Annotated in this window: 13 protein-coding genes; 6 read left to right on the top strand and 7 right to left on the bottom strand. The window is 60.4% G+C overall.

What is annotated here, in order from left to right:
- Positions 1–63: 63 nt before the first annotated feature.
- From zipA to ACIOYV_RS18025, 3 genes are all read right to left on the bottom strand, one after another.
- Entirely contained in the window at positions 64–918 is an 855-nt protein-coding gene (gene zipA / locus ACIOYV_RS18015; RefSeq protein WP_054054043.1) for a cell division protein ZipA, read from the bottom strand.
- Positions 919–1176: 258 nt separating this feature from the next.
- Positions 1177–4665, bottom strand: coding sequence for a chromosome segregation protein SMC (smc, locus tag ACIOYV_RS18020; protein WP_163909210.1), 3489 nt, complete (start codon positions 4663–4665; stop codon positions 1177–1179).
- Positions 4666–4667: 2 nt separating this feature from the next.
- The gene (locus ACIOYV_RS18025; protein ID WP_163909209.1) at positions 4668–5327 is read right to left on the bottom strand and encodes a GntR family transcriptional regulator; all 660 of its coding nucleotides are present in this window, start codon (positions 5325–5327) and stop codon (positions 4668–4670) included.
- A gap of 265 nt (positions 5328–5592) precedes the next feature.
- Between ACIOYV_RS18025 and xdhA the strand changes: the two genes are divergently transcribed.
- From xdhA to guaD, 4 genes are all read left to right on the top strand, one after another.
- Positions 5593–7047, top strand: coding sequence for a xanthine dehydrogenase small subunit (xdhA, locus tag ACIOYV_RS18030; protein WP_163909208.1), 1455 nt, complete (start codon positions 5593–5595; stop codon positions 7045–7047).
- Entirely contained in the window at positions 7040–9439 is a 2400-nt protein-coding gene (gene xdhB, locus ACIOYV_RS18035) for a xanthine dehydrogenase molybdopterin binding subunit (RefSeq protein ID WP_401325680.1), read from the top strand. Before xdhA ends, xdhB begins: the two co-directional genes overlap by 8 nt.
- A gap of 136 nt (positions 9440–9575) precedes the next feature.
- Positions 9576–10421 (top strand): xanthine dehydrogenase accessory protein XdhC, encoded by an 846-nt coding sequence (gene xdhC / locus ACIOYV_RS18040; RefSeq protein ID WP_401325683.1) that lies wholly within the window; start codon positions 9576–9578, stop codon positions 10419–10421.
- Positions 10422–10445: 24 nt separating this feature from the next.
- On the top strand, positions 10446–11750 hold the full coding sequence (gene guaD, locus ACIOYV_RS18045) for a guanine deaminase (protein ID WP_163909205.1): 1305 nt from the start codon (positions 10446–10448) through the stop codon (positions 11748–11750).
- 156 nt (positions 11751–11906) lie between these two features.
- Here the strand turns inward: guaD and ACIOYV_RS18050 are convergent, their stop codons facing one another.
- A complete protein-coding gene (locus tag ACIOYV_RS18050; RefSeq protein WP_054054029.1) occupies positions 11907–12671 on the bottom strand; it encodes a GntR family transcriptional regulator in 765 nt (254 codons plus the stop codon).
- Positions 12672–13025: 354 nt separating this feature from the next.
- Between ACIOYV_RS18050 and ACIOYV_RS18055 the strand changes: the two genes are divergently transcribed.
- Positions 13026–14216 (top strand): benzoate/H(+) symporter BenE family transporter, encoded by a 1191-nt coding sequence (locus ACIOYV_RS18055; RefSeq protein WP_401325687.1) that lies wholly within the window; start codon positions 13026–13028, stop codon positions 14214–14216.
- Positions 14217–14385: 169 nt separating this feature from the next.
- On the opposite strand, the gene ACIOYV_RS18060 is transcribed toward ACIOYV_RS18055, so the two are convergent.
- A complete protein-coding gene (locus ACIOYV_RS18060; RefSeq protein ID WP_007896965.1) occupies positions 14386–14730 on the bottom strand; it encodes a YggL family protein in 345 nt (114 codons plus the stop codon).
- 234 nt (positions 14731–14964) lie between these two features.
- Between ACIOYV_RS18060 and dacB the strand changes: the two genes are divergently transcribed.
- Positions 14965–16425, top strand: a complete 1461-nt coding sequence (gene dacB, locus ACIOYV_RS18065; RefSeq protein ID WP_401325690.1) for a D-alanyl-D-alanine carboxypeptidase/D-alanyl-D-alanine-endopeptidase — start codon at positions 14965–14967, stop codon at positions 16423–16425.
- 266 nt (positions 16426–16691) lie between these two features.
- On the opposite strand, the gene ACIOYV_RS18070 is transcribed toward dacB, so the two are convergent.
- Both ACIOYV_RS18070 and rlmKL read right to left on the bottom strand, forming a co-directional pair.
- Positions 16692–19088, bottom strand: coding sequence for a diguanylate cyclase (locus ACIOYV_RS18070; protein WP_401325693.1), 2397 nt, complete (start codon positions 19086–19088; stop codon positions 16692–16694).
- 144 nt (positions 19089–19232) lie between these two features.
- Positions 19233–21503, bottom strand: coding sequence for a bifunctional 23S rRNA (guanine(2069)-N(7))-methyltransferase RlmK/23S rRNA (guanine(2445)-N(2))-methyltransferase RlmL (gene rlmKL, locus ACIOYV_RS18075; protein WP_401325696.1), 2271 nt, complete (start codon positions 21501–21503; stop codon positions 19233–19235).

Here is a 21503-nt window from a genome sequence, read left to right on the forward strand (position 1 = left end):
CTCCTACGGAAAATCGATCCCTGTAGGAGTTGTCGAGTGAAACGAGGCTACGATCTTTTGCCTTTATCGTTTCTGGGTCAGTGCGCGACGTTCGAACTCAACGATGCGCTGACGGTAGTGCTCAATCGTCTGGGCAGTCAGCACGCTGCGCTGGTCGTCTTTCAGTTCGCCGTTCAGCTCCTGGGACAGTTTGCGCGCTGCAGCCACCATCACGTCGAAGGCTTGCTTCGGATGACGCGGGCCTGGCAGGCCGAGGAAGAAGCTCACCGCCGGGGTGCTGAAATGGTCGATGTCGTCCAGATCAAAGATGCCCGGCTTGACCGCATTGGCCATGGAGAACAGCACTTCACCGTTGCCAGCCATGCTTTCGTGGCGATGGAAAATATCCATCTCGCCGAAACGCAGACCGCTTTCCAGAATGTTCTGCAACAGCGCCGGGCCCTTGAAGCCAGCGGCGTCGCGGCAGATCACGCTGATCACCAGCACTTCTTCAGCTTGCGGTTGTTCTTTGTCGCTGACAGCAGGCGAAGCCTTGGTGTCATCCGGGAAATCGTCATCACGGCTGCTGAAGCTCGGGCCGCCGTCCAGGTCCAGGCTGAGGTTCATGTCGCCCTGGGAAGGCTCGGCATGGCCACGCTTGCCGCGCTTGGAACCCGACTCACGGGGTTCCCGGGCCGGCATGCTCACCGACGGCAAATCATGCTCGTCCAGCTGCGGCTCTTTATGTGTATCCAGCACCCGTGGCGGGCCCAACAGCTCGGCGCTGGTGTCCTCGTCCGGCAGGTTGGACAGACTTCGATCAAGACGGAACTTCAGTTTTCCCTTGCCGCCGCGCATACGGCGCCAGCCATCGAAAAGAATACCGGCAATGACAATAATGCCGATGACGATCAGCCACTCGCGCAGACCGATTTCCATGTAATCCCGTGCCTCTATAAAAAATGCTGAAAAATAAGGGGTTTACAACGTGCAAACCGCTTTAAAACGTGGCGCCAACTCTATGTTCTGACAGGCGTTTTGCCCACGTATACGAAAAATTGACATTAAACTAGCACGACCAAAGGCAACTTTACACCGTCTGTCACAATGGCTTCAGCGAATATGTCGATTGGCCAGCAAGTAAAGGGGAAGTAAATAAGCCTACAGCTCCTGAATACTTGCCCTACAGGTAACGACTCAGGCATCCACCATCGCCATCGCCTCCTCGACATCCACTGCCACCAAGCGTGAGCAACCCGGCTCGTGCATCGTCACCCCCATCAGTTGATCAGCCATTTCCATGGCGATCTTGTTGTGGGTGATATAGATGAACTGCACCGTCTGCGACATCTCTTTGACCAGCCGTGCGTAGCGTCCAACGTTAGCGTCATCCAGCGGCGCGTCAACTTCATCGAGCATGCAGAACGGCGCCGGATTCAACTTGAAGATCGCAAAAACCAGGGCCAAAGCGGTCAGGGCTTTTTCGCCACCGGAGAGCAAATGGATGGTGCTGTTCTTCTTTCCTGGCGGTCGCGCCATGATCGTTACCCCTGTATCGAGTAGATCTTCGCCCGTCAGTTCCAAATACGCGCTGCCGCCACCGAAAACTTTTGGGAAAAGTGCCTGAATTCCGGCATTGATCTGATCAAAGGTATCTTTGAAGCGGTTGCGCGTCTCTTTGTCGATCTTGCGAATCACGTTTTCCAACGTATCCAGCGCTTCCACCAGATCGTCGTTCTGCGCATCCAGATAACGTTTACGCTCGGATTGTTGCGTGTATTCGTCGATGGCCGCGAGGTTGATCGCACCGAGTCGCGCAATGCGCGCGGCAATGCGTTCCAGTTCTTCCTCGGCCTCTTTCTCGTTGGCCTCGGCCACCAGGGTTGCGATCACGCCGTGAAGGTCGTAGCCGTCTTCCAGCAATTGATCTTCGAGGGTCTTGCGCCGCACGGTCAGGGCTTGCCATTCCATGCGCTGGTGTTCGAGTTGGCCGCGGATCAATTGCGATTGCTGCTCGGCCTGATTGCGGCGTTTCTCGGCGTCGCGCAATTCGCGGTCGGCATCTTCCATGGCGGTTTGCGCAGTCTTGAGTTCTTCGTCGACGGTCATGCGTTTGTCGAGCAACTCTTCGAGTTTCAGGCGCAACTCTTCAAGCGGCGCCTCGCCCTCCTCCAGATTCAGACTGAGCTGCTCGCGCTTCTCGGTCAGGCGCTCGGACTGCATTTCCAGACGCTCAAGGGCCTGGCGCGTCGAATCGTGTTGCGCCTTGAGCGAACCCAGACGCACCGCCAATTGATGCGCGTGATCCTTATGCTGCCGGGCCTCCTGGCGCACCCGGTCGAGGCGTTCACGCAAGCTGTCGCGCTGGGCCAACAGCAACTCGCGCTGCTCGGTATCCAGCGCCATGCTGTCGAGCGCTTCCTGCAATTGCAGGCGCGCTTCGCCGATGTTTTCGTGTTCCAACGCCCGTTGCTCGCCAAGCTCGGTGAGTTCTTCGTCGAGGCGGGTACGGCGCAGGGTCAGTTGTTCAGCCTTGGCTTTCCCAGCCGACAACTGCGCTTTCAATTCGCCTTGCTGACGGGCTTCGTCTTGCAGCAGACGGCGCAAATGTTCGCGACCGTTTTCCTGCTGACGCTGTTGTGCCCGCAAGTTTTGCAGCTGGGTTTCCAGGGTTTCGACCGAGGCTTCGCGCTCTTCGCGCTCAAGGCCCAGTTGCTGGATTTCCTGACCACGGGCAAGCACGCCGCTTTCCGCTTCACTGGCGCGACGCACGCGTAAAAAGTGTCGACCGACCCAGTAACCGTCGCGGCTGATCAGGCTTTCGCCAGGCTTCAATTGAGCGCGCGAGGCCAGGGCCTGCTCGAGGCTGTCCACCGGTTTGACCTGCCCCAGCCACGGCGACAGATCGATCTGCGCCTCGACCTTATCGAGCAAACTCCCGGCCACGCGCACGCCATCGCTGGCGGGGCTGAGCAAGCGCAGATCGCCCTGGGAAAACCCGGCCAGATCGAAATCGCCAAAGTCATCCACCAGCACCGCTTGCAGGTCGGCACCGAGCACGGTTTCCACCGCCAGCTCCCAACCGGCCTCGACCTTCAGGCCTTCGGCCAGGCGCGGACGCTCTGCCAGATTCTGTTCACGCAACCATTCGGCAGTGCCGGTGCCCGGATCGAGCGCGGCTTGCTGCAGGGCCTCAAGGGACGCGAGACGCCCGTTGAGACGCTGCAAATCGCCCTGCGCCTGTTGCTGCGCGGTCAATGCGTGCTGCAATTCCTGACGCAGTTGTTCAAGCTTTTCGACCTGAGCTTGTTCACTGGTCTGCAAATCCTCAAGCGTCGCTTCGGATTCAGCGAGCTGCTCGCTGAGTTCCATGATCGCCGCATCTTCCGGATCCGCCGAAAGCAGCGCGCGCTCTTCGCCCAAACGCTTCTGACGATCAGCCAGGCGCTCCATGCTGGTTTCCAGTTGCTGGATTCGCGATTGTTGCACTTCAGACTGACGACGCGGTTCGGCGGCGGTGAGGTTGAACGTGTCCCACTGCTCTTGCCAGGCGTGCATGGTGGTTTCGGATTCTTCCAGCGCGGCGGCGGCTTCTTCGGCGGCGGCGCTGGTGACTTCCTGCTCCGGCGTGAGCATGTCCAGCTCTTCGCCGAGGGTCAGCAGCAAGGTGCGGTCGTGGCCCAGGTGCGATTCGGTTTCCAGACGCGCGCGCTCGGCTTCTTTCAAATCGTCCTGCAACTGGCGCAAACGCTGCTGCCCGTGCTGGATGCTCTGCTCGACCCGGGCGATGTCGCCGCCGACCGAATAGAAACGCCCCTGCACCAGATTGAAGCGCTCGGAGAGGTCATGGTGACCGTCACGCAAGCGTTCAATCGCCGCATCGGCATTGCGCTGTTCAGCGACTAACGCTTCGAAAGTGATTTCCTGATTGCCGATGACGGCTTCGCGCTGCCCGACCTGTTCGTTCAACGCCTGCCAGCGCAGGGCCGACAACTGGGCCTTGAGCTGACGCTCCTCGCCTTTGTATTCCTGATACTTTTTCGCCGACTCAGCCTGACGGTGCAAACGTTCGAGTTGACGCTCAAGCTCCTCGCGCAAGTCAGTCAGGCGTGCGAGGTTTTCGTGGGTGCGGCGGATGCGGTTTTCAGTTTCGCGCCGGCGCTCCTTGTACTTGGAGATGCCCGCCGCTTCTTCAATAAAGTTACGCAGATCTTCGGGCTTGGCTTCGATCAGCTTGGAGATCATGCCCTGCTCGATGATCGAGTAGCTGCGCGGGCCCAGGCCGGTGCCGAGGAAGATGTCGGTAATGTCGCGGCGACGGCATTTGGTGCCGTTGAGGTAATAGCTGTTCTGGCTGTCGCGGGTGACTTTGCGGCGAATCGAGATTTCCGCGTAGGCGGCGTATTCGCCGACCAGGGTGCCGTCGGAGTTGTCGAACACCAGTTCGATGCTCGCCTGGCTCACCGGTTTACGGCTGGTCGAGCCGTTGAAGATGACGTCGGTCATCGACTCGCCGCGCAGGTTCTTGGCCGAGCTCTCGCCCATCACCCAACGCACGGCGTCGATGATGTTCGACTTGCCGCAACCATTGGGCCCGACCACCGCCGCCATGTTACTGGGGAAGTTCACCGTGGTCGGGTCGACGAAGGATTTGAACCCCGCCAGTTTGATGCACTTGAGCCGCACGCTTAAGCGTCCGTCAGGGCGGAAACCACCAGATCACAGCTGCGCTGGGCGTAAGCCGTCAGCACCACGCGGATCTGCGGGAAGTCACGGGCGATCACGGCGGCGAGCAGACGCTCGAACAGCTCCAGGAATTCGCTCATCTCGGCTTTGCGCTGTTCCAGAGCGAGGAAATACGCGCGGCTCATGGCCGGTTGCAGGTTCTCGACGGTTTCCTGCAGGTACGGATTGTTGGCGAACGGATACGCGGCGCGCATGACGCTGAAGCTGTCGTCGACGAACGTGCGGATGTCCTGGCGCTCGTAGCTGGCGGTCAGGCGCTGCTGAATCTGCACGAACGGCGCCAGGTCGGCCTGGACCTGCCAGCCAGTGGCCACGGCGTTGCCGAGCAAGATGTACAACTCGCTCATCAGCGTGCACAGGCTCTGGACCTTGTGCGCGGTCAGTTCGGTCACGTGGGCGCCACGTCGCGGCAGGATCGCGATCAGGTGGCGGCGCTCGAGAATCAGCAAAGCCTCACGGACCGAACCGCGGCTGACATTGAGGGCCAGCGTGACCTTCTGTTCCTGGATGCGCTCTCCCGGCTTCATTTCGCCGCGAATGATACGTTCGGCGAGGTGGTGAGCGATTTGCTCGGCGAGGCTGTCCGGCGCCTTGAACGTCATGGTTGTCCTTCAAACTCTTCGATCTGCACAAGCGGCGCAGTGTAGCGCAATTGGTACGTCATGGCGGAGTGCCCACCCGGCGGTTTTTGGCACGAATTAAGCAAAAAGCAAGCTTTCGAGTCAGGGTCAATACTGATGAAACGTACTGTTGATCGCCAAAACGGGTTTTCCTGACCTTTAAGTCAGAAAATCATTGACCGAAAAGTCAGACCTGATAAATTCGGCTCAATCGGTTAACAACAATAATGAGTCTGCGAGGCCTTCCGTGATCCAGTTTTTACTAAACCAGGAACTCCGTAGCGAGCACGCCCTGGACCCGAACCTGACCGTGCTCAATTACTTGCGCGACCATGTGGGCAAACCCGGCACCAAAGAAGGCTGCGCCAGCGGTGACTGTGGCGCGTGCACCGTGGTGGTTGGCGAGTTGCAAACGGATGACGACGGCCGCGAACACATTCGCTATCGCAGCCTCAACTCGTGCCTGACGTTCGTTTCGTCGCTGCACGGCAAACAACTGATCAGCGTCGAAGACCTCAAGCACCAAGGCGAACTGCACAGCGTGCAGAAAGCCATGGTCGAGTGCCACGGTTCGCAATGCGGCTTCTGCACCCCAGGCTTCGTGATGTCGTTGTTCGCGTTGCAGAAGAACAGCGACGAACCGGATTCCCATAAAGCCCACGAAGCGCTGGCCGGCAACCTCTGCCGTTGCACCGGCTATCGGCCGATCCTGCAAGCCGCCGAACAGTCCTGCTGCGGCAAGCAACCGGACCAGTTCGACGCGCGTGAGGCCGACACCATCGCCCGCCTGAAAGCCATCGCCCCCACCGACATCGGCGAACTCAACAGTGGCGACAAACGCTGCCTGGTGCCGCTGACCGTCGCTGATCTCGCCGACCTCTACGACGCTTATCCACAGGCGCGGTTGCTGGCCGGCGGCACTGATCTGGCGCTGGAAGTCACGCAGTTCCACCGCACCCTCCCGGTGATGATCTACGTCGGCAACGTCGCCGAGATGAAGCGCATCGAAACCTTTGACGACCGCATCGAAATCGGCGCTGCCACCGCATTGTCCGACTGCTACGAAGCGCTGAACGCCGAGTACCCGGATTTTGGCGAACTGCTGCACCGTTTCGCGTCGCTGCAAATCCGCAATCAGGGCACCCTGGGCGGCAACATTGGCAACGCTTCGCCGATTGGTGACTCGCCACCGCTGCTGATCGCGCTCGGCGCGCAGGTCGTGTTGTGCAAGGGTGAAACCCGACGCACGCTGAACCTCGACGATTACTTCATCGATTACAAAGTGACGGCGCGTCAGGAAAGCGAATTCATCGAAAAGATCATCGTGCCGCGTGCCAGCGCCGAACAACTGTTCCGTGCGTACAAGGTTTCCAAGCGTCTGGACGATGACATTTCTGCAGTCTGCGCCGCGTTCAATCTGCGCGTGGAGAACGGTGTCATCACCGACGCCCGCATCGCTTTCGGCGGCATGGCCGCAATCCCGAAACGCGCTGCCCATTGCGAAACCGTGCTGATCGGCGCGCCGTTCAATAGCGCGTTGGTCGAACGCGCCTGCGCCGCCCTGGCCGATGATTTCACGCCGCTCTCGGACTTCCGCGCCAGCAAGGAATATCGCCTGCTCAGCGCGCAAAACCTGCTGCGCAAATACTTCATCGAACTGCAAACGCCGCACATCGAGACTCGGGTGACCGCTTATGTCTAATCATCACGCTGTAGAGAAGACCCAAGCCGAACTGGCTGAACTGTTCGCCAAGGACCTGACCACCGGTGTCGGCCGTAGCGTCAAGCACGACAGCGCCGCCAAGCATGTGTCCGGCGAAGCGCAGTACATTGACGACCGGTTGGAATTCCCGAATCAACTGCACGTTTACGCACGCCTGTCGGACCGCGCCCACGCGAAGATCATCAGCATCGACACCAAGCCGTGCTATGCCTTCGAAGGCGTACGCATCGCCATCACCCACGAAGACGTGCCGGGCCTGAAAGACATCGGCCCGCTGTTGCCGGGCGATCCGCTGCTGGCAATCGATGATGTGCAATTCGTCGGGCAACCGGTGCTCGCCGTCGCCGCGAAAGACCTGGAAACCGCACGCAAAGCAGCGATGGCCGCGATCATCGAATATGAAGATCTGGAGCCAGTGCTGGACGTGGTCGAAGCCTTGCGCAAACGCCACTTCGTGTTGGACAGCCACACTCACCAGCGCGGCGATTCCGCCGGTGCTCTGGCGACTGCTGAACATCGCATCCAGGGCACGCTGCACATCGGCGGCCAGGAACACTTCTACCTCGAAACCCAGATCTCTTCGGTGATGCCGACTGAAGACGGCGGGATGATCGTCTACTGCTCCACGCAAAACCCGACCGAAGTGCAGAAGCTGGTGGCTGAAGTGCTGGACGTGTCGATGAATAAAATCGTCGTAGACATGCGCCGCATGGGCGGTGGTTTTGGTGGCAAGGAAACCCAGGCCGCGAGCCCTGCATGTCTGTGTGCAGTGGTTGCGCACCTCACCGGTCAGCCGACCAAGATGCGCCTGCCCCGGGTCGAAGACATGCTGATGACCGGCAAGCGTCACCCGTTTTACGTCGAATATGACGTGGGTTTCGACAGCACCGGTCGCCTGCACGGTATCGCGTTGGAACTGGCCGGCAACTGCGGCTGCTCGCCGGACTTGTCGGCGTCGATTGTCGACCGTGCGATGTTCCACGCCGACAACTCGTACTACCTGGGCGACGCGACCATCAATGGTCATCGCTGCAAAACCAACACCGCGTCGAACACCGCTTACCGTGGTTTCGGCGGCCCGCAAGGCATGGTCGCGATCGAAGAAGTGATGGACGCGATTGCCCGGCATCTCGCCCTCGATCCGCTGGCCGTGCGCAAGGCCAACTACTATGGCAAGACCGAGCGCAACATCACCCATTACTACCAGACCGTCGAGCACAACATGCTCGAGGAAATGACCGCCGAACTGGAAGAAAGCAGCCAGTACGCCGAGCGCCGCGAAGCGATCCGTCGCTACAACGCCAACAGCCCGATCCTGAAAAAAGGCTTGGCGCTGACCCCGGTGAAATTCGGTATTTCGTTCACCGCGAGTTTCCTCAACCAGGCCGGTGCGCTGGTGCACGTCTACACCGACGGCAGCATCCATTTGAACCACGGCGGCACCGAGATGGGCCAGGGCCTGAACACCAAAGTCGCGCAAGTCGTGGCCGAAGTGTTCCAGGTAGAAATGGACCGCGTGCAGATCACCGCGACCAACACCGACAAGGTGCCAAACACCTCGCCGACCGCCGCGTCCAGCGGTGCCGACCTCAACGGTAAAGCCGCGCAGAACGCTGCGGAAATCATCAAGCAACGCCTGGTGGAATTCGCTGCGCGCCACTACAAGGTCAGCGAAGAAGACGTGGAATTCCACAATGGCCATGTGCGGGTTCGCGATCACATTCTGACCTTTGAAGCGTTGATCCAGCAGGCGTATTTCAATCAGGTTTCGTTGTCGAGCACTGGGTTCTACAAGACCCCGAAAATCTTCTACGACCGCAGCCAGGCCCGGGGGCGTCCGTTCTACTACTACGCCTTCGGCGCGGCGTGCTGCGAAGTGATCGTCGACACCTTGACCGGCGAGTACAAGATGCTGCGTACCGACATCCTCCACGACGTCGGCGCCTCGCTGAACCCGGCCATCGACATCGGCCAGGTCGAGGGCGGTTTCATCCAGGGCATGGGGTGGCTGACCATGGAAGAACTGGTGTGGAACAACAAAGGCAAACTCATGACCAACGGCCCGGCGAGCTACAAGATCCCCGCCGTGGCGGACATGCCGCTGGACCTGCGGGTGAAGCTGGTGGAAAACCGCAAGAACCCGGAAGACACGGTGTTCCATTCCAAGGCTGTGGGCGAGCCGCCGTTCATGCTCGGCATCGCGTCGTGGTGTGCGATCAAGGACGCCGTGGCGAGCCTCGGTGACTATAAGCATCAGCCGAAAATCGATGCGCCGGCTACCCCGGAGCGGGTGTTGTGGGGTTGTGAGCAGATGCGCCAGTTGAAGGTGGCGAAGGCTGTTGAGGCTGAGCCGGAGTTGGCTTCGCTTTAAGGACCGAGGCGTGGCCTTCGCGGGCAAGCCTCGCTCCTACAGGTTTATGGTGATCTTGCGTACATCACCATTCCCGTAGGAGCGAGGCTTGCCCGCGAAGAGGCCCGAACAGACAACACAGATGTCGAGGTGAAACATGTACAACTGGATCGACGCCCTCGCCGACCTGCAATCCCAGGGTGAACCCTGCGTGTTGGTGACCATCATCGAAGAGCTCGGCTCGACGCCGCGCAATGCCGGTTCGAAAATGGTCATCAGCGCCCACCAGACCTTCGACACCATCGGTGGCGGGCATCTGGAATACAAGGCCATGCAGATCGGCCGCGAGATGCTCGCCAGCGGCAAGCAGGACACGCACCTGGAGCGCTTCAGCCTCGGCGCCAGCCTCGGTCAGTGCTGCGGCGGCGTGACCGTTTTGCTCTTCGAACCGATGGGCCAGGTCCAGGCGCAGATCGCCGTGTTCGGTGCCGGCCATGTAGGCCGCGCGCTGGTACCGCTGCTCGCCAGCCTGCCCTGCCGGGTGCGCTGGATTGATTCCCGCGAAGCGGAATTCCCGGAACAGATCCCCCACGGCGTGCGCAAAATCGTCGCCGAAGAACCGGTGGATGAAATCGATAATTTGCCCGCCGGCAGCTACTGCATCGTCATGACCCACAACCACCAGCTCGACCTCGAACTCACCGCCGCGATCCTCAAGCGCAACGATTTCACCTACTTCGGCCTGATCGGTTCGAAGACCAAACGGGTGAAGTTCGAACATCGCCTGCGTGATCGCGGTTTCGACAGCGACGTGCTGCAACGCATGCGCTGCCCGATGGGCATCGGCGAAGTCAAAGGCAAGTTGCCTGTGGAAATCGCCATCTCCATCGCCGGCGAAATCATCGCCACCTATAACGCGAATTTCGGCCAGCAGATCGCCAGCGCCGGATCATCGATTGCCAAACTGCTGCCTGCTTCACGCCGCAGCCAAGCCTCTAATTGATAAGCCTAGAAACCGGGAACCCACATGCCTTTCACTCGCAAAGCCTACCGCGCCGCCATCCTGCACAGCATCGCCGACCCTGCCGAAGTGGGAATCGAAGCGTCCTATGAGTATTTCGAGGATGGCCTGCTGGTAGTCGAGAACGGCCAGATCAGCGCCATCGGCCACGCCACCGAACTGTTGTCGACGCTGCCGGCAGACATCGAGATCACGCATTACCAGGATGCGCTGATCACTCCAGGCCTGATCGACACCCACATCCACTTGCCGCAAACCGGGATGGTTGGCGCTTACGGCGAGCAATTGCTGGACTGGCTCAACACCTACACGTTCCCGTGCGAAAGCCAGTTCGCCGACAAGGCTCACGCCGATGAAGTGGCGGACATTTTCATCAAGGAACTGCTGCGCAACGGCACCACCACCGCGCTGGTGTTTGGCAGTGTGCATCCACAATCGGTGAACTCGTTCTTCGAAGCCGCCCAGCAGCTGGACCTTCGGATGATCGCCGGCAAGGTGATGATGGACCGCAACGCGCCGGACTACCTGACCGACACCGCCGAATCCAGCTACGTGGAAAGCAAGGCGCTGATCGAGCGCTGGCACGGCAAGGGCCGCTTGCACTACGCGGTCACCCCGCGTTTCGCCCCGACCAGCACCCCGGAACAACTGACCCTCGCCGGCCAGTTGCTCGGCGAATACCCTGACTTGTACATGCAGACCCACATCAGCGAAAACCTGAAAGAAGTCGAGTGGGTAAAGGAACTGTTCCCGGAGCGCAAGGGCTACCTCGACGTCTACGATCACTACCAACTGCTGGGCGAGCGCTCGGTGTTCGCCCACGGCGTGCACCTGTGCGACGACGAGTGCGCGCGGCTGGCAGAAACCGGTTCGGCGATTGCCTTCTGCCCGACCTCGAACTTCTTCCTTGGCAGCGGCTTGTTCAATTTGCCAATGGCCGAGAAGCACAAACTGAATGTCGGTCTGGGCACGGACGTGGGTGGTGGCACCAGTTTCTCGCTGCTACAAACGTTGAACGAAGCGTACAAGGTCATGCAGCTGCAAGGCGCGCGGCTGAGCCCGTTCAAATCGCTGTACCTGGCGACCCTCGGTGGCGCGCGGGCGCTGCGGCTGGAAGACAAGATCGGTACGCTGCACGCGGGCACCGATGCGGACTTCCTGGTGCTGGATTACAACGCCACGCCACTGCTGAGCTATCGCTTGAAGCAGGCGAATAACATTGCCGAGACGTTGTTTGTGTTGATGACGCTGGGGGATGACCGGACCGTGTTGCAGACGTATGCGGCGGGGACATTGGTGCATCAGCGCTGAGGTTTTTTCGGGCATAAAAAAATCCCCCGCAATCGATGGTTGCGGGGGATTTTTTGTGTCCTTGAGGACGCCTTCGCGGGCAAGCCTCGCTCCTACAAGGTCACGCTGTACCTGTAGGAGCGAGGCTTGCCCGCGAAGGGAGCAACTCGGTCTGACTTATAACTTCGCGGTAGAACGCCCTGGCTTTTTGGTCTGCAACAAATGCGAGAACACCGCATGCAAATCATCCGACGCGCTTTCTTCGTCGAGGTTGAGTTTGCTGTCGATGTGATCCATGTGGTGCATCATCAGGTCCACTGCCAACTCACCGTTGCGCGCTTCGATCGCGTCGATCAACTGGGTGTGTTCATCGTAGGAACAGTGCGAGCGGTTGCCGCTTTCGTACTGGGCAATGATCAGAGAAGTCTGGGACACCAGGCTGCGCTGGAAGCTGATCAGCGGTGCGTTCTTCGCTGCTTCGGCGAGTTTCAGGTGGAACTCACCCGACAGACGGATGCCGGCGCCGCGATCGCCACGGGAAAAGCTGTCGCGCTCGTCGTTGACCATCTGCCGCAACTCGGCAATCTGCTCGGCGGTAGCGTGCTGCACCGCCAGCTCAGTGATCGCGCGCTCCACCAGACGGCGGGCCAGGAATACCTGACGGGCCTCTTCGACGCTCGGGCTGGCGACGACCGCGCCACGGTTCGGCCGCAGCAATACCACGCCTTCATGCGCCAGGCGCGACAGTGCGCGGCGAATGATGGTGCGGCTGACCCCGAAAATTTCCCCCAGCGCTTCTTCGCTCAACTTGGTGCCGGGCGCCAGGCGCTGTTCGAGGATGGCCTCGAAGATATGCGCGTAGACAATATCGTCCTGGGTACCGCTGCGGCCGGCTTTGCCTGCTCGCGGTTGTTTCTTTAGGGGCTGCAACTGTTCGTTCATGGGCACTCGAGTCGGGAGAACTGCGGCGAATAGACCGTGACTGTAATACGGCACAGTGGGTCGCTGGCAAGTATCGCGTAAAAAACACCGCGATTGTACACAATGGATGGTGGCAACACGACTGTATGGCTGATTGCGGCCACGGCTGTATTGCAACGGTCCGTTACATTTGAGTTTAGGCTTGAACCCGCAATTCGCCGCTGAAATGCAATTCCCTTGTAGGAGCGAGGCTTGCCCGCGAAGGCGTCGTATCAGTCGATATCAATGTTGAATGACCCGACGCCTTGGCGGGCAAGCCTCGCTCCTACAGGGTTCAGTTACAGCATCTTCACCAGAACAAGGAACACCGCTGTCATGAACGACGCCACGCAAACACAATTGCGCCCCCTGGCCGACACGTCGCCTTCGGCCATCGTCGCCGGTTTCATCGCGATGATGACCGGCTACACCAGTTCCCTGGTCCTGATGTTCCAGGCCGGGCAAGCGGCGGGCCTGACCAGCGGGCAGATTTCCTCGTGGATCTGGGCGATCTCGATCGGCATGGCCATCTGCTCGATCGGCTTGTCGTTGCGTTATCGCACACCGATCACCATTGCCTGGTCCACGCCCGGCGCGGCGTTGTTGATCACTAGCCTGGGCGGTGTGACCTACGGCGAAGCCATCGGCGCCTACATCACCTGCGCGGTGCTGGTAACGATTTGCGGCCTGACCGGCAGCTTTGAACGGCTGGTGAAAAAGATTCCGGCATCGCTGGCGGCGGCGCTGCTGGCGGGGATTCTGTTCAAGATCGGCAGCGAGATTTTCGTCGCCGCCCAGCATCGCACGGCGCTGGTGCTGACCATGTTCTTCACCTATCTGGTGGTCAAGCGCCTGTCGCCGCGCTATGCGGTGCTTGCCGCGCTGTTGATCGGCACGGCGCTGTCCGGGTTCATGGGGCTGCTGGATTTCAGCGGTTTCCACTTGGAATTGGCGACGCCGGTCTGGACCACGCCGCACTTTTCCCTGGCGGCGACCATCAGCATCGGCATCCCATTGTTCGTGGTGGCGATGACCTCGCAGAACATGCCGGGTATCGCTGTACTGCGCGCCGATGGCTATAACGTGCCGGCCTCGCCGCTGATCACCACTACCGGCATCGCTTCGTTGCTGCTGGCACCGTTCGGCTCCCACGGCATCAACCTGGCGGCGATCAGCGCGGCCATCTGCACCGGGCCGCATGCCCATGAAGACCGCAACAAGCGCTACACCGCGGCGGTCTGGTGCGGGATTTTCTACGGGATCGCCGGGGTGTTCGGCGCGACGCTGGCGGCGTTGTTTGCCGCGTTGCCGAAGGAGTTGGTGCTGTCGATTGCGGCGCTGGCGCTGTTCGGTTCGATCATCAATGGCCTGAGCATTGCGATGAGCGAAGTGAAGGAGCGGGAAGCGGCGTTGGTGACCTTTATGGTCACGGCGTCGGGGCTGACGCTGTTTTCCATCGGGTCGGCGTTCTGGGGGATTGTGGCGGGGGTGTTGACGCTGGTGATTCTGAACTGGCGCAAGGCTTGAGGGCCTCTTCGCGGGCAAGCCTCGCTCCTACAGGTTTAGCGCGAGCCCTTGTAGGAGCGAGGCTTGCCCGCGAAGGCATTCCCGCAATCAACATCGCAGGCCAAGCCATGCACTTACAAAACGCAGGCATAAAAAAACGGCGACCTTAAGGTCGCCGTTTTTTAGAACATCAAGCTACCGGATTGATCGGCTTTTCCGGGTACCAAACGTCGATCAGCGGGCTGACGGTTGCTTCGGTCAGTTCGCTGCGGCCTTTGAGCCAGGCTTCAACAGCTGCACGCTGCTCTTCGGACACCGAGCCACGTTTCTGCAGGCAAACCAGACCGAAGTCGTCGCCGCCAACATAACCCAGACCGTTGGCTTCCATGGCTTCTTTCAGGAACGCGTCGAGGAAAGCATCAATGGCTTCATCAGCCAAATCTTCTTTGAAATCCAGGTTCAGTTCGAAACCCAGCTCTTGAAATTCATCGACGCACAGTTTTTTGCGCAGACGCTGGGAACGGTTAGTCGCCATTGGAACAATCCTCATAAGTAATAACGGGCGGCACTTTAGCAGTTTAAGGCGCCAATTGCCCGTTTCACGGCGGGCACCTGCCTACCGTCGGTAAAAAAATAGCGAATTAGAGGGCCGGGGTTTGGCACACGCCGCGTCACCTTGGGGCATAATGCCGACACTTTCATGACCACTGAGGGATTTTATCTTCATGCCCTCGCCTTTTTTCCCCTCGCCCGTAGGGTTTTACTTCATATGATCAAATCTTTGCGTCCACTGTTACTCGCCAGTCTTCTTCTGCCCCTGGCCCTCCCGGTTTCCGCTGCTCAGATCAATACCTCGCTGACGCCCAACGTTGAAAAAGCCCTCAAGGCCAGCAAGTTGCAGGACAGCGCCCTGTCCCTGGTGATGCTCCCGCTCGACGGCCCCGGCACCCCGACCATTTACAACGCAGACGTCTCAGTCAACCCGGCTTCGACCATGAAACTGGTCACCACGTATGCGGCCCTGGAAATGCTCGGCCCGAATCATCAGTGGAAAACCGAGTTCTACACCGACGGCACCCTCAGCGGCGGCATCCTCAACGGCAACCTCTACCTCAAGGGTGGCGGCGATCCGAAGCTGAACATGGAAAAACTCTGGCTGCTGATGCGCGACCTGCGGGCCAACGGCGTGACCCAAGTCACCGGCAACCTGGTGCTGGATCGCAGCTTCTTCGTGCAGCCGCAACTGCCGGAATTCAATGACGACGGCAATGACGAGAACAAACCGTTCCTGGTCAAGCCCGACTCGCTGATGGTCAACCTCAAGGCCTTGCGCTTTGTGGCGCGCAACGACAACGGCAAGGTGCTGGTGTCGGTGGAGCCGCCGATTGCGACGATCAACATCGACAATCAGGTCAAGGCGATCAATTCCAAGCAATGCACCGGTGGCGTGCGCTACAACCCGGTGACTCAGGCCGATGGCAGCGTGACCGTGACGGTCGGCGGCCAATTGGGCGACGGTTGCAGCTCGCAGACCTACCTGTCGCTGCTCGACCACGCGACCTACACCGCCGGCGCCGTGCGTGCGATCTGGAAAGAACTGGGTGGCAGCATCCAGGGCAAGGATGTGCTGGGCGCGACGCCAAAAGACGCCAAGGTGCTGGCGCGGGCGTTCTCGCCGGATCTGGCGGAGATTATTCGCGACATCAACAAATACAGTAACAACACCATGGCCCAGCAGCTGTTCCTGAGCCTGGGCCAGAAGTTTCGCAACGATGCCGATGGCGACGATGCCAAGGCTGCCCAGCGTATCGTGCGCCAGTGGCTGGCCCAGAAAGGCATCACCGCGCCGCACCTGGTGATGGAGAACGGTTCCGGCTTGTCCCGCGCCGAACGAGTGAGCGCGCGTGAAATGGCCGGCATGCTGCAAGCCGCTTGGCATAGCCCGTACGCCGCCGAGTTCATCAGCTCGCTGCCGATCGCCGGCACCGACGGCACCATGCGCAAACGCCTGAAGACCACCGCCATGCGCGGCGAAGCGCACATCAAGACCGGCACCCTGAACACCGTGCGCGCTATCTCGGGATTCAGCCGCGACGTCAATGGCAACACCTGGGCGGTGGTGGCGATCCTCAACGACAAGGCACCGTTTGGCGCGTCGTCGGTGCTGGATCAGGTGCTGCTGGACCTGTATCGCCAGCCGAAAGTGGCGGCGACGGCTTCGGTCCTCTAAAAGCACCAAAAAATCCAAATGTGGGAGCGAGCTTGCTCGCGATGACGGTGGCACATCCAACATTGATGTGACTGACAGACCGCCATCGCGAGCAAGCTCGCTCCCACAGGGGTGCAGCGCTGACCACAATCTCCCTGATCGACTGCAGATTTTAATGTGGGAGCGGGCTTGCTCGCGAAAGCGGTGCGTCATTCAACATTAATGTCGACTGACACATCGCCTTCGCGAGCAAGCCCGCTCCCACAATGGATTGTGTGCATTCCGGCCTAATGAAGCTGCGCCTCAACCCGATCCCTGCCCGCCTGCTTCGCCGCGTACACCCCCGAATCCGCCCGCAGCAACAGCGCGTCAGCGCCCTCACCGACTTGCCAACTGGCAATCCCGAAACTGGCGGTCACCGTGCCGACGCCTTCAATCGGCGAGCTGCGCAGCGCTTGCCACAACTGCAAGGCCAGGACATGCGCGTGTTCGCCGTTGATGTCCGGGCACAGCACCATGAACTCCTCGCCGCCCAGGCGGCAGAATACGTCGGTGCGGCGCAGGCGATGGCCGATGCGTTCGCACACCGCTTGCAACACCCGGTCGCCCACCGCGTGGCCATGCTGGTCGTTGATGCGTTTGAAGTGGTCAATGTCGAGCATGATCACCGACAACTCGCCGCCGCCGCGTTCGACCCGGGCCATTTCAGTGGTCAGGCGTTCCTGGAAATAGCGGCGGTTATGAATGCCGGTCAGGGAGTCGGTCACCGATAGCGCCCGCAACTCCTCTTCAACCCGCTTCAGATCGGAGATGTCCGAGATGTAGCCGTGCCAGAGCACGCCGCCACCGGGCAATTCCTCGGGTGTCGCCTCGCCACGCACCCAACGCAGGCCGCCCACCGGCAGTTGCACGCGGTATTCCTCGCGCCACGGGCTGAGGGTGTCCGCCGAGGCGCGGATCGAGGCGCGGACCCGGGTCGAATCCTGTGGATGAATCCGCGTGAAGATCGCTTCTGCGTTGAGCAACAACACTTCCGGCTCAAGTTCATAGATGTCGCGGATGCCGTCGCTGGCGTAAATCACACTGAAACGCCCGTCGAATTCCATCTTGAACTGGTAAATGCCGCCCGGCACATGGGCGCTGAGTTTCTTCAGCAGCAAGTCCCGCGCCGCCAGGGCTTCGTGGACACGCTTGCGCTCGGTGATGTCGATGCAGATCGCCAGATGCCCGACCCACAATCCCTGCTCATCCAGCACTGGAGTCGCCAGCATGTTCACCGTCAGGTGGCTGCCATCCTGACGCACCAGGGTCCACTCGCGAGCTTCGTGACCACCCTCCTCGCCGCCCTCGACCAGCATCGCCTGGCAAGTCGGGATCAGCTTGCCGTAACGCGCGCTCAACTCCGCCGAACGGGCCACCAGCTCACGGGGAAAATGCAGGTTTTCCAGGGTCATGCGCCCGACCACGTCGGCGGCGCTATAGCCGAGCATCTGTTCGGCACCGGCATTGAAGGTGCTGATGACCCCGCGCAGGTCGGTGGCAATGATCGCCACTTGGGTCGCGGCGTTCAGCACGCCGCGCAACTGGCCATGGGTGCCGCGCAATTCCTGCTCGCGGGCGCGCAATTCCTCGGTGCGCTGCTCGACCATTTTCAACGCCCGTTGCCGCTGGCTGACTAACACGTAGAGCAAGGCGCTGAGCAACAGACTGAGCAAGCCACCGAGCACCACCAGACTGCTCACCGAAGAATGGTTGGCCGCCAGAAACGCCTCGCTGGGCTGAATGTCCACTTGATAGTCGTGGTCGGCCAGGCGCAGCAGGCGACTCGCGGTCAGCTCACTGGCGGCCGGCGGATTCGTCGATTCAAACAGCACTTCGTGTTGATCGCTGGTGGACAGGTCGAGAATGCGCACCGACAGATAATCGCGTCCGGCCTCCGGCAGTCCGTCGGCCAGCAACTGACGCATGCTGATCACCGCCATGACGTAGCCGAAGGGCTTGTCCGTCGCCGCTTCCGTACTTTGCCGACGATTGACCGGTGCCACCAGTAGCACGCCTCGTGCATAGGTCGGCTCGACACTCACCAGGTGCATCGGTTGCGACACCGCCATGCTGCCCCGATCCGCCCGTTCCAGGGTGGCGCGGCGCAACGGCTGGGCCAGCAGATCGTAGCCCAGCGGCGAACCGAGACGACTTTGCGTCTGGCTATAAAGCACCACCACATACTCATCGCGCTCGGCCGCGAGTTGCAGCTCGCCCGCTGGATTGAGTTCACGAATGGAAAAGTCGCTCAGCCCTTCTTCACGCACCTCACGTTCAAACGCCGGGCGCTCTTCACGCGTCACGCGCTTGGCGAATGAGTACGCCTGGGTGCGCTGCAATAAAGGTTGGGTGTAACCGTCGAATTCGGTGCGGGACACCGAATCGGAATTGGCAAAGAACCGGCGCAGGCCGTCGAGGCGCTGCTCCTGATCTTCGAAACGTTCTTCGATACGGCTGTAACGTTCACTGGCCAGCAGTTGGAAACGTTGCCGCAATTGATGGTGAAACAGATTCAGCGTCGCCCAGGCCAGCAATCCCGTGAGAATCCCGCCAGCGAGCAATACCAGCATCGCGACCAGCCAGGCCGAGACGTCTTCGCTGATAAAACCCAGGATCTTGGGGCGCACGGCGTGCAACGACATAAAACGCAACTCAAAACGCCAGGTGCCGGAAAAGCCCATTGGCAATGGGTTGAGTTATAGCTATTAGCCACTAATTTGGCCAGCCCTGAAAGAATCCAAGAGCCTTTAAAAATCAAGGCTCTGTGGATCCAATCAAATCAAGTGTCAGCGGGCCGTGATTTTCCAGGCACGATGGATCTTGCCGTTGCGGGCAAAGTCCGGATCAATGGTCTTGTCGGTGATTTCCTCAACCGCGTAACGGGTGGTGAGGTTCTCCTCCAGCACGAACTTGCGGAAGTTGTTGGAGAAGTACAACACGCCGCCCGGCGCCAGGCGCGCCATGGCCAGGTCAATCAACTGCACCTGGTCACGCTGCACGTCGAAGATCCCTTCCATGCGCTTGGAGTTGGAGAAGGTCGGCGGATCGATGAAGATCAGGTCGTACTCGTCACGGCAGGCATCCAGCCAAGCCATCACATCGCCCTGCTCCAGACGGTTCTTGTCGGAGAAACCGTTCAGCGACAGGTTACGACGAGCCCAGTCCAGGTAGGTTTTCGACAAGTCGACACTGGTGGTGCTGCGCGCGCCACCCTTGGCCGCGTGGACACTGGCGGTCGCTGTGTAGCAATACAGATTGAGGAAGCGTTTGCCCTCGGCCTCTTTCTGGATGCGCATGCGCATTGGCCGGTGATCGAGGAACAGCCCGGTGTCGAGGTAGTCGGTGAGGTTGACCAGCAGCTTCACGCCGCCTTCACTGACCTCGACGAACTTGCCTTGCGCAGCCTGGCGTTCGTACTGCTTGGTGCCGCTCTGACGTTCGCGACGCTTGACCACCACGCGGCTCTTGTCGATGTTCAGCGCCTGCGGAATGGCCGCCAGGGCATCGAACATCCGCGCCGAGGCTTTTTCCGGATCGATGGACTTCGGCGCAGCGTATTCCTGGACGTGGACCCAATCCTGATACAGATCGATGGCCATCGAGTATTCCGGCATGTCGGCGTCATACACGCGATAGCAGTCGATGCCTTCACGCTTGACCCACTTGCCCAGGGCCTTGAGGTTCTTTTGCAGGCGGTTGGCAAACATCTGCCCGCCTTCGCTCAAGCGCGGTTGCTCGATCACCACCGGGGCCGGTTTGATCGGGTTGCCGTTCTTGTTGTACTTCTCGTACTTGCCCGGCGCGACATCGTTGTCGGCGACTTCGACTTCGGCCTGCTCACGCTCGACCTGACGCTGTTCCGGGGTGCGACGCTCGCCGGTGACGAACTGATCCGGGGTGACCTTGATCAGCAACAGCTTGCACGGCAGCGCGCCGTTCCAGAACGAATACTGTTTGTGGCTGCGGATGCCCATGCGCTTGCCCAGGTCCGGAGCGCCGGTGAACACTGCGGCTTCCCAGTTCAGGCAGGCCTGACGCAGGCGCTCGCCGAGGTTCTGGTAGAGATAGAGCAAGCTCGCCTCGTCACCCAGACGCTCGCCGTACGGCGGGTTGCAGATAACCAGACCTTTCTGGTTCTGGTCTGGACGCGGCTCAAACGTGCCGACTTCGCCCTGGTAGATCTTGATCCACTCGCTCAGGCCGGCACGCTCGACGTTGTTGCGGCCCGGTTGAATCAGGCGTGGGTCAGCCTCGTAGCCGCGAATCCACAGCGGTGGCTTGGCCAGGCCAGCGGCGCAACGCTCGGTGGCTTCTTCGTGGAGTTTTTTCCACAGCGCCGGGACGTGGCCCAGCCAAGCGGTAAAGCCCCACTGCTCGCGACGCAGGTTCGGTGCCATATCGGCGGCGATCATTGCCGCTTCGACGAGGAACGTACCCACACCGCACATCGGGTCAGCCAGCGCGCCGCCTTCGGCCGCAATGCGTGGCCAGCCGGAACGGATCAGGATCGCCGCCGCGAGGTTTTCCTTCAGCGGAGCGGCGCCCTGCTGCAAGCGATAGCCACGCTGGTGCAGGCTGTGGCCGGACAGGTCGAGGGAGAGGATCGCTTCGCCACGGTCCAGGCGCAGGTGAATGCGCAGGTCCGGGTTGAGCTTGTCAATCGACGGACGGTCGCCTTGCGGGGTACGCAGTTTGTCGACGATGGCGTCTTTTACTTTCAAGGCGCCGAAGTGAGTGTTGTCGATGCCCGAGCCGTGACCGCTGAATTCAACAGCCAGGGTGCCGTCATTGAGCATGTGGTCTTGCCACTCGATGTCGAGCACGCCGTGGTACAGGTCTTCGGCGTCCTTCATCGGGAAACGCTTGAGCACCAGCAGCACCCGGTTCGCCAGACGCGACCACAGGCACAGGCGATAAGCGGTTTCCATGGTGGCCATGCCGCGCACGGCAGACGTGTGTTCACGCGCTTCTTCAAGGCCAAGCCCGACGGCTTCCTCGATGAGCAGGCCTTCAAGGCCTTTTGGGCAAGTGAGGAAGATTTCGAATTGATCGGACAT

The organism is Pseudomonas sp. NPDC087342 (assembly GCF_044744265.1).
In the GTDB taxonomy this organism is placed as follows: domain Bacteria; phylum Pseudomonadota; class Gammaproteobacteria; order Pseudomonadales; family Pseudomonadaceae; genus Aquipseudomonas; species Aquipseudomonas nunensis.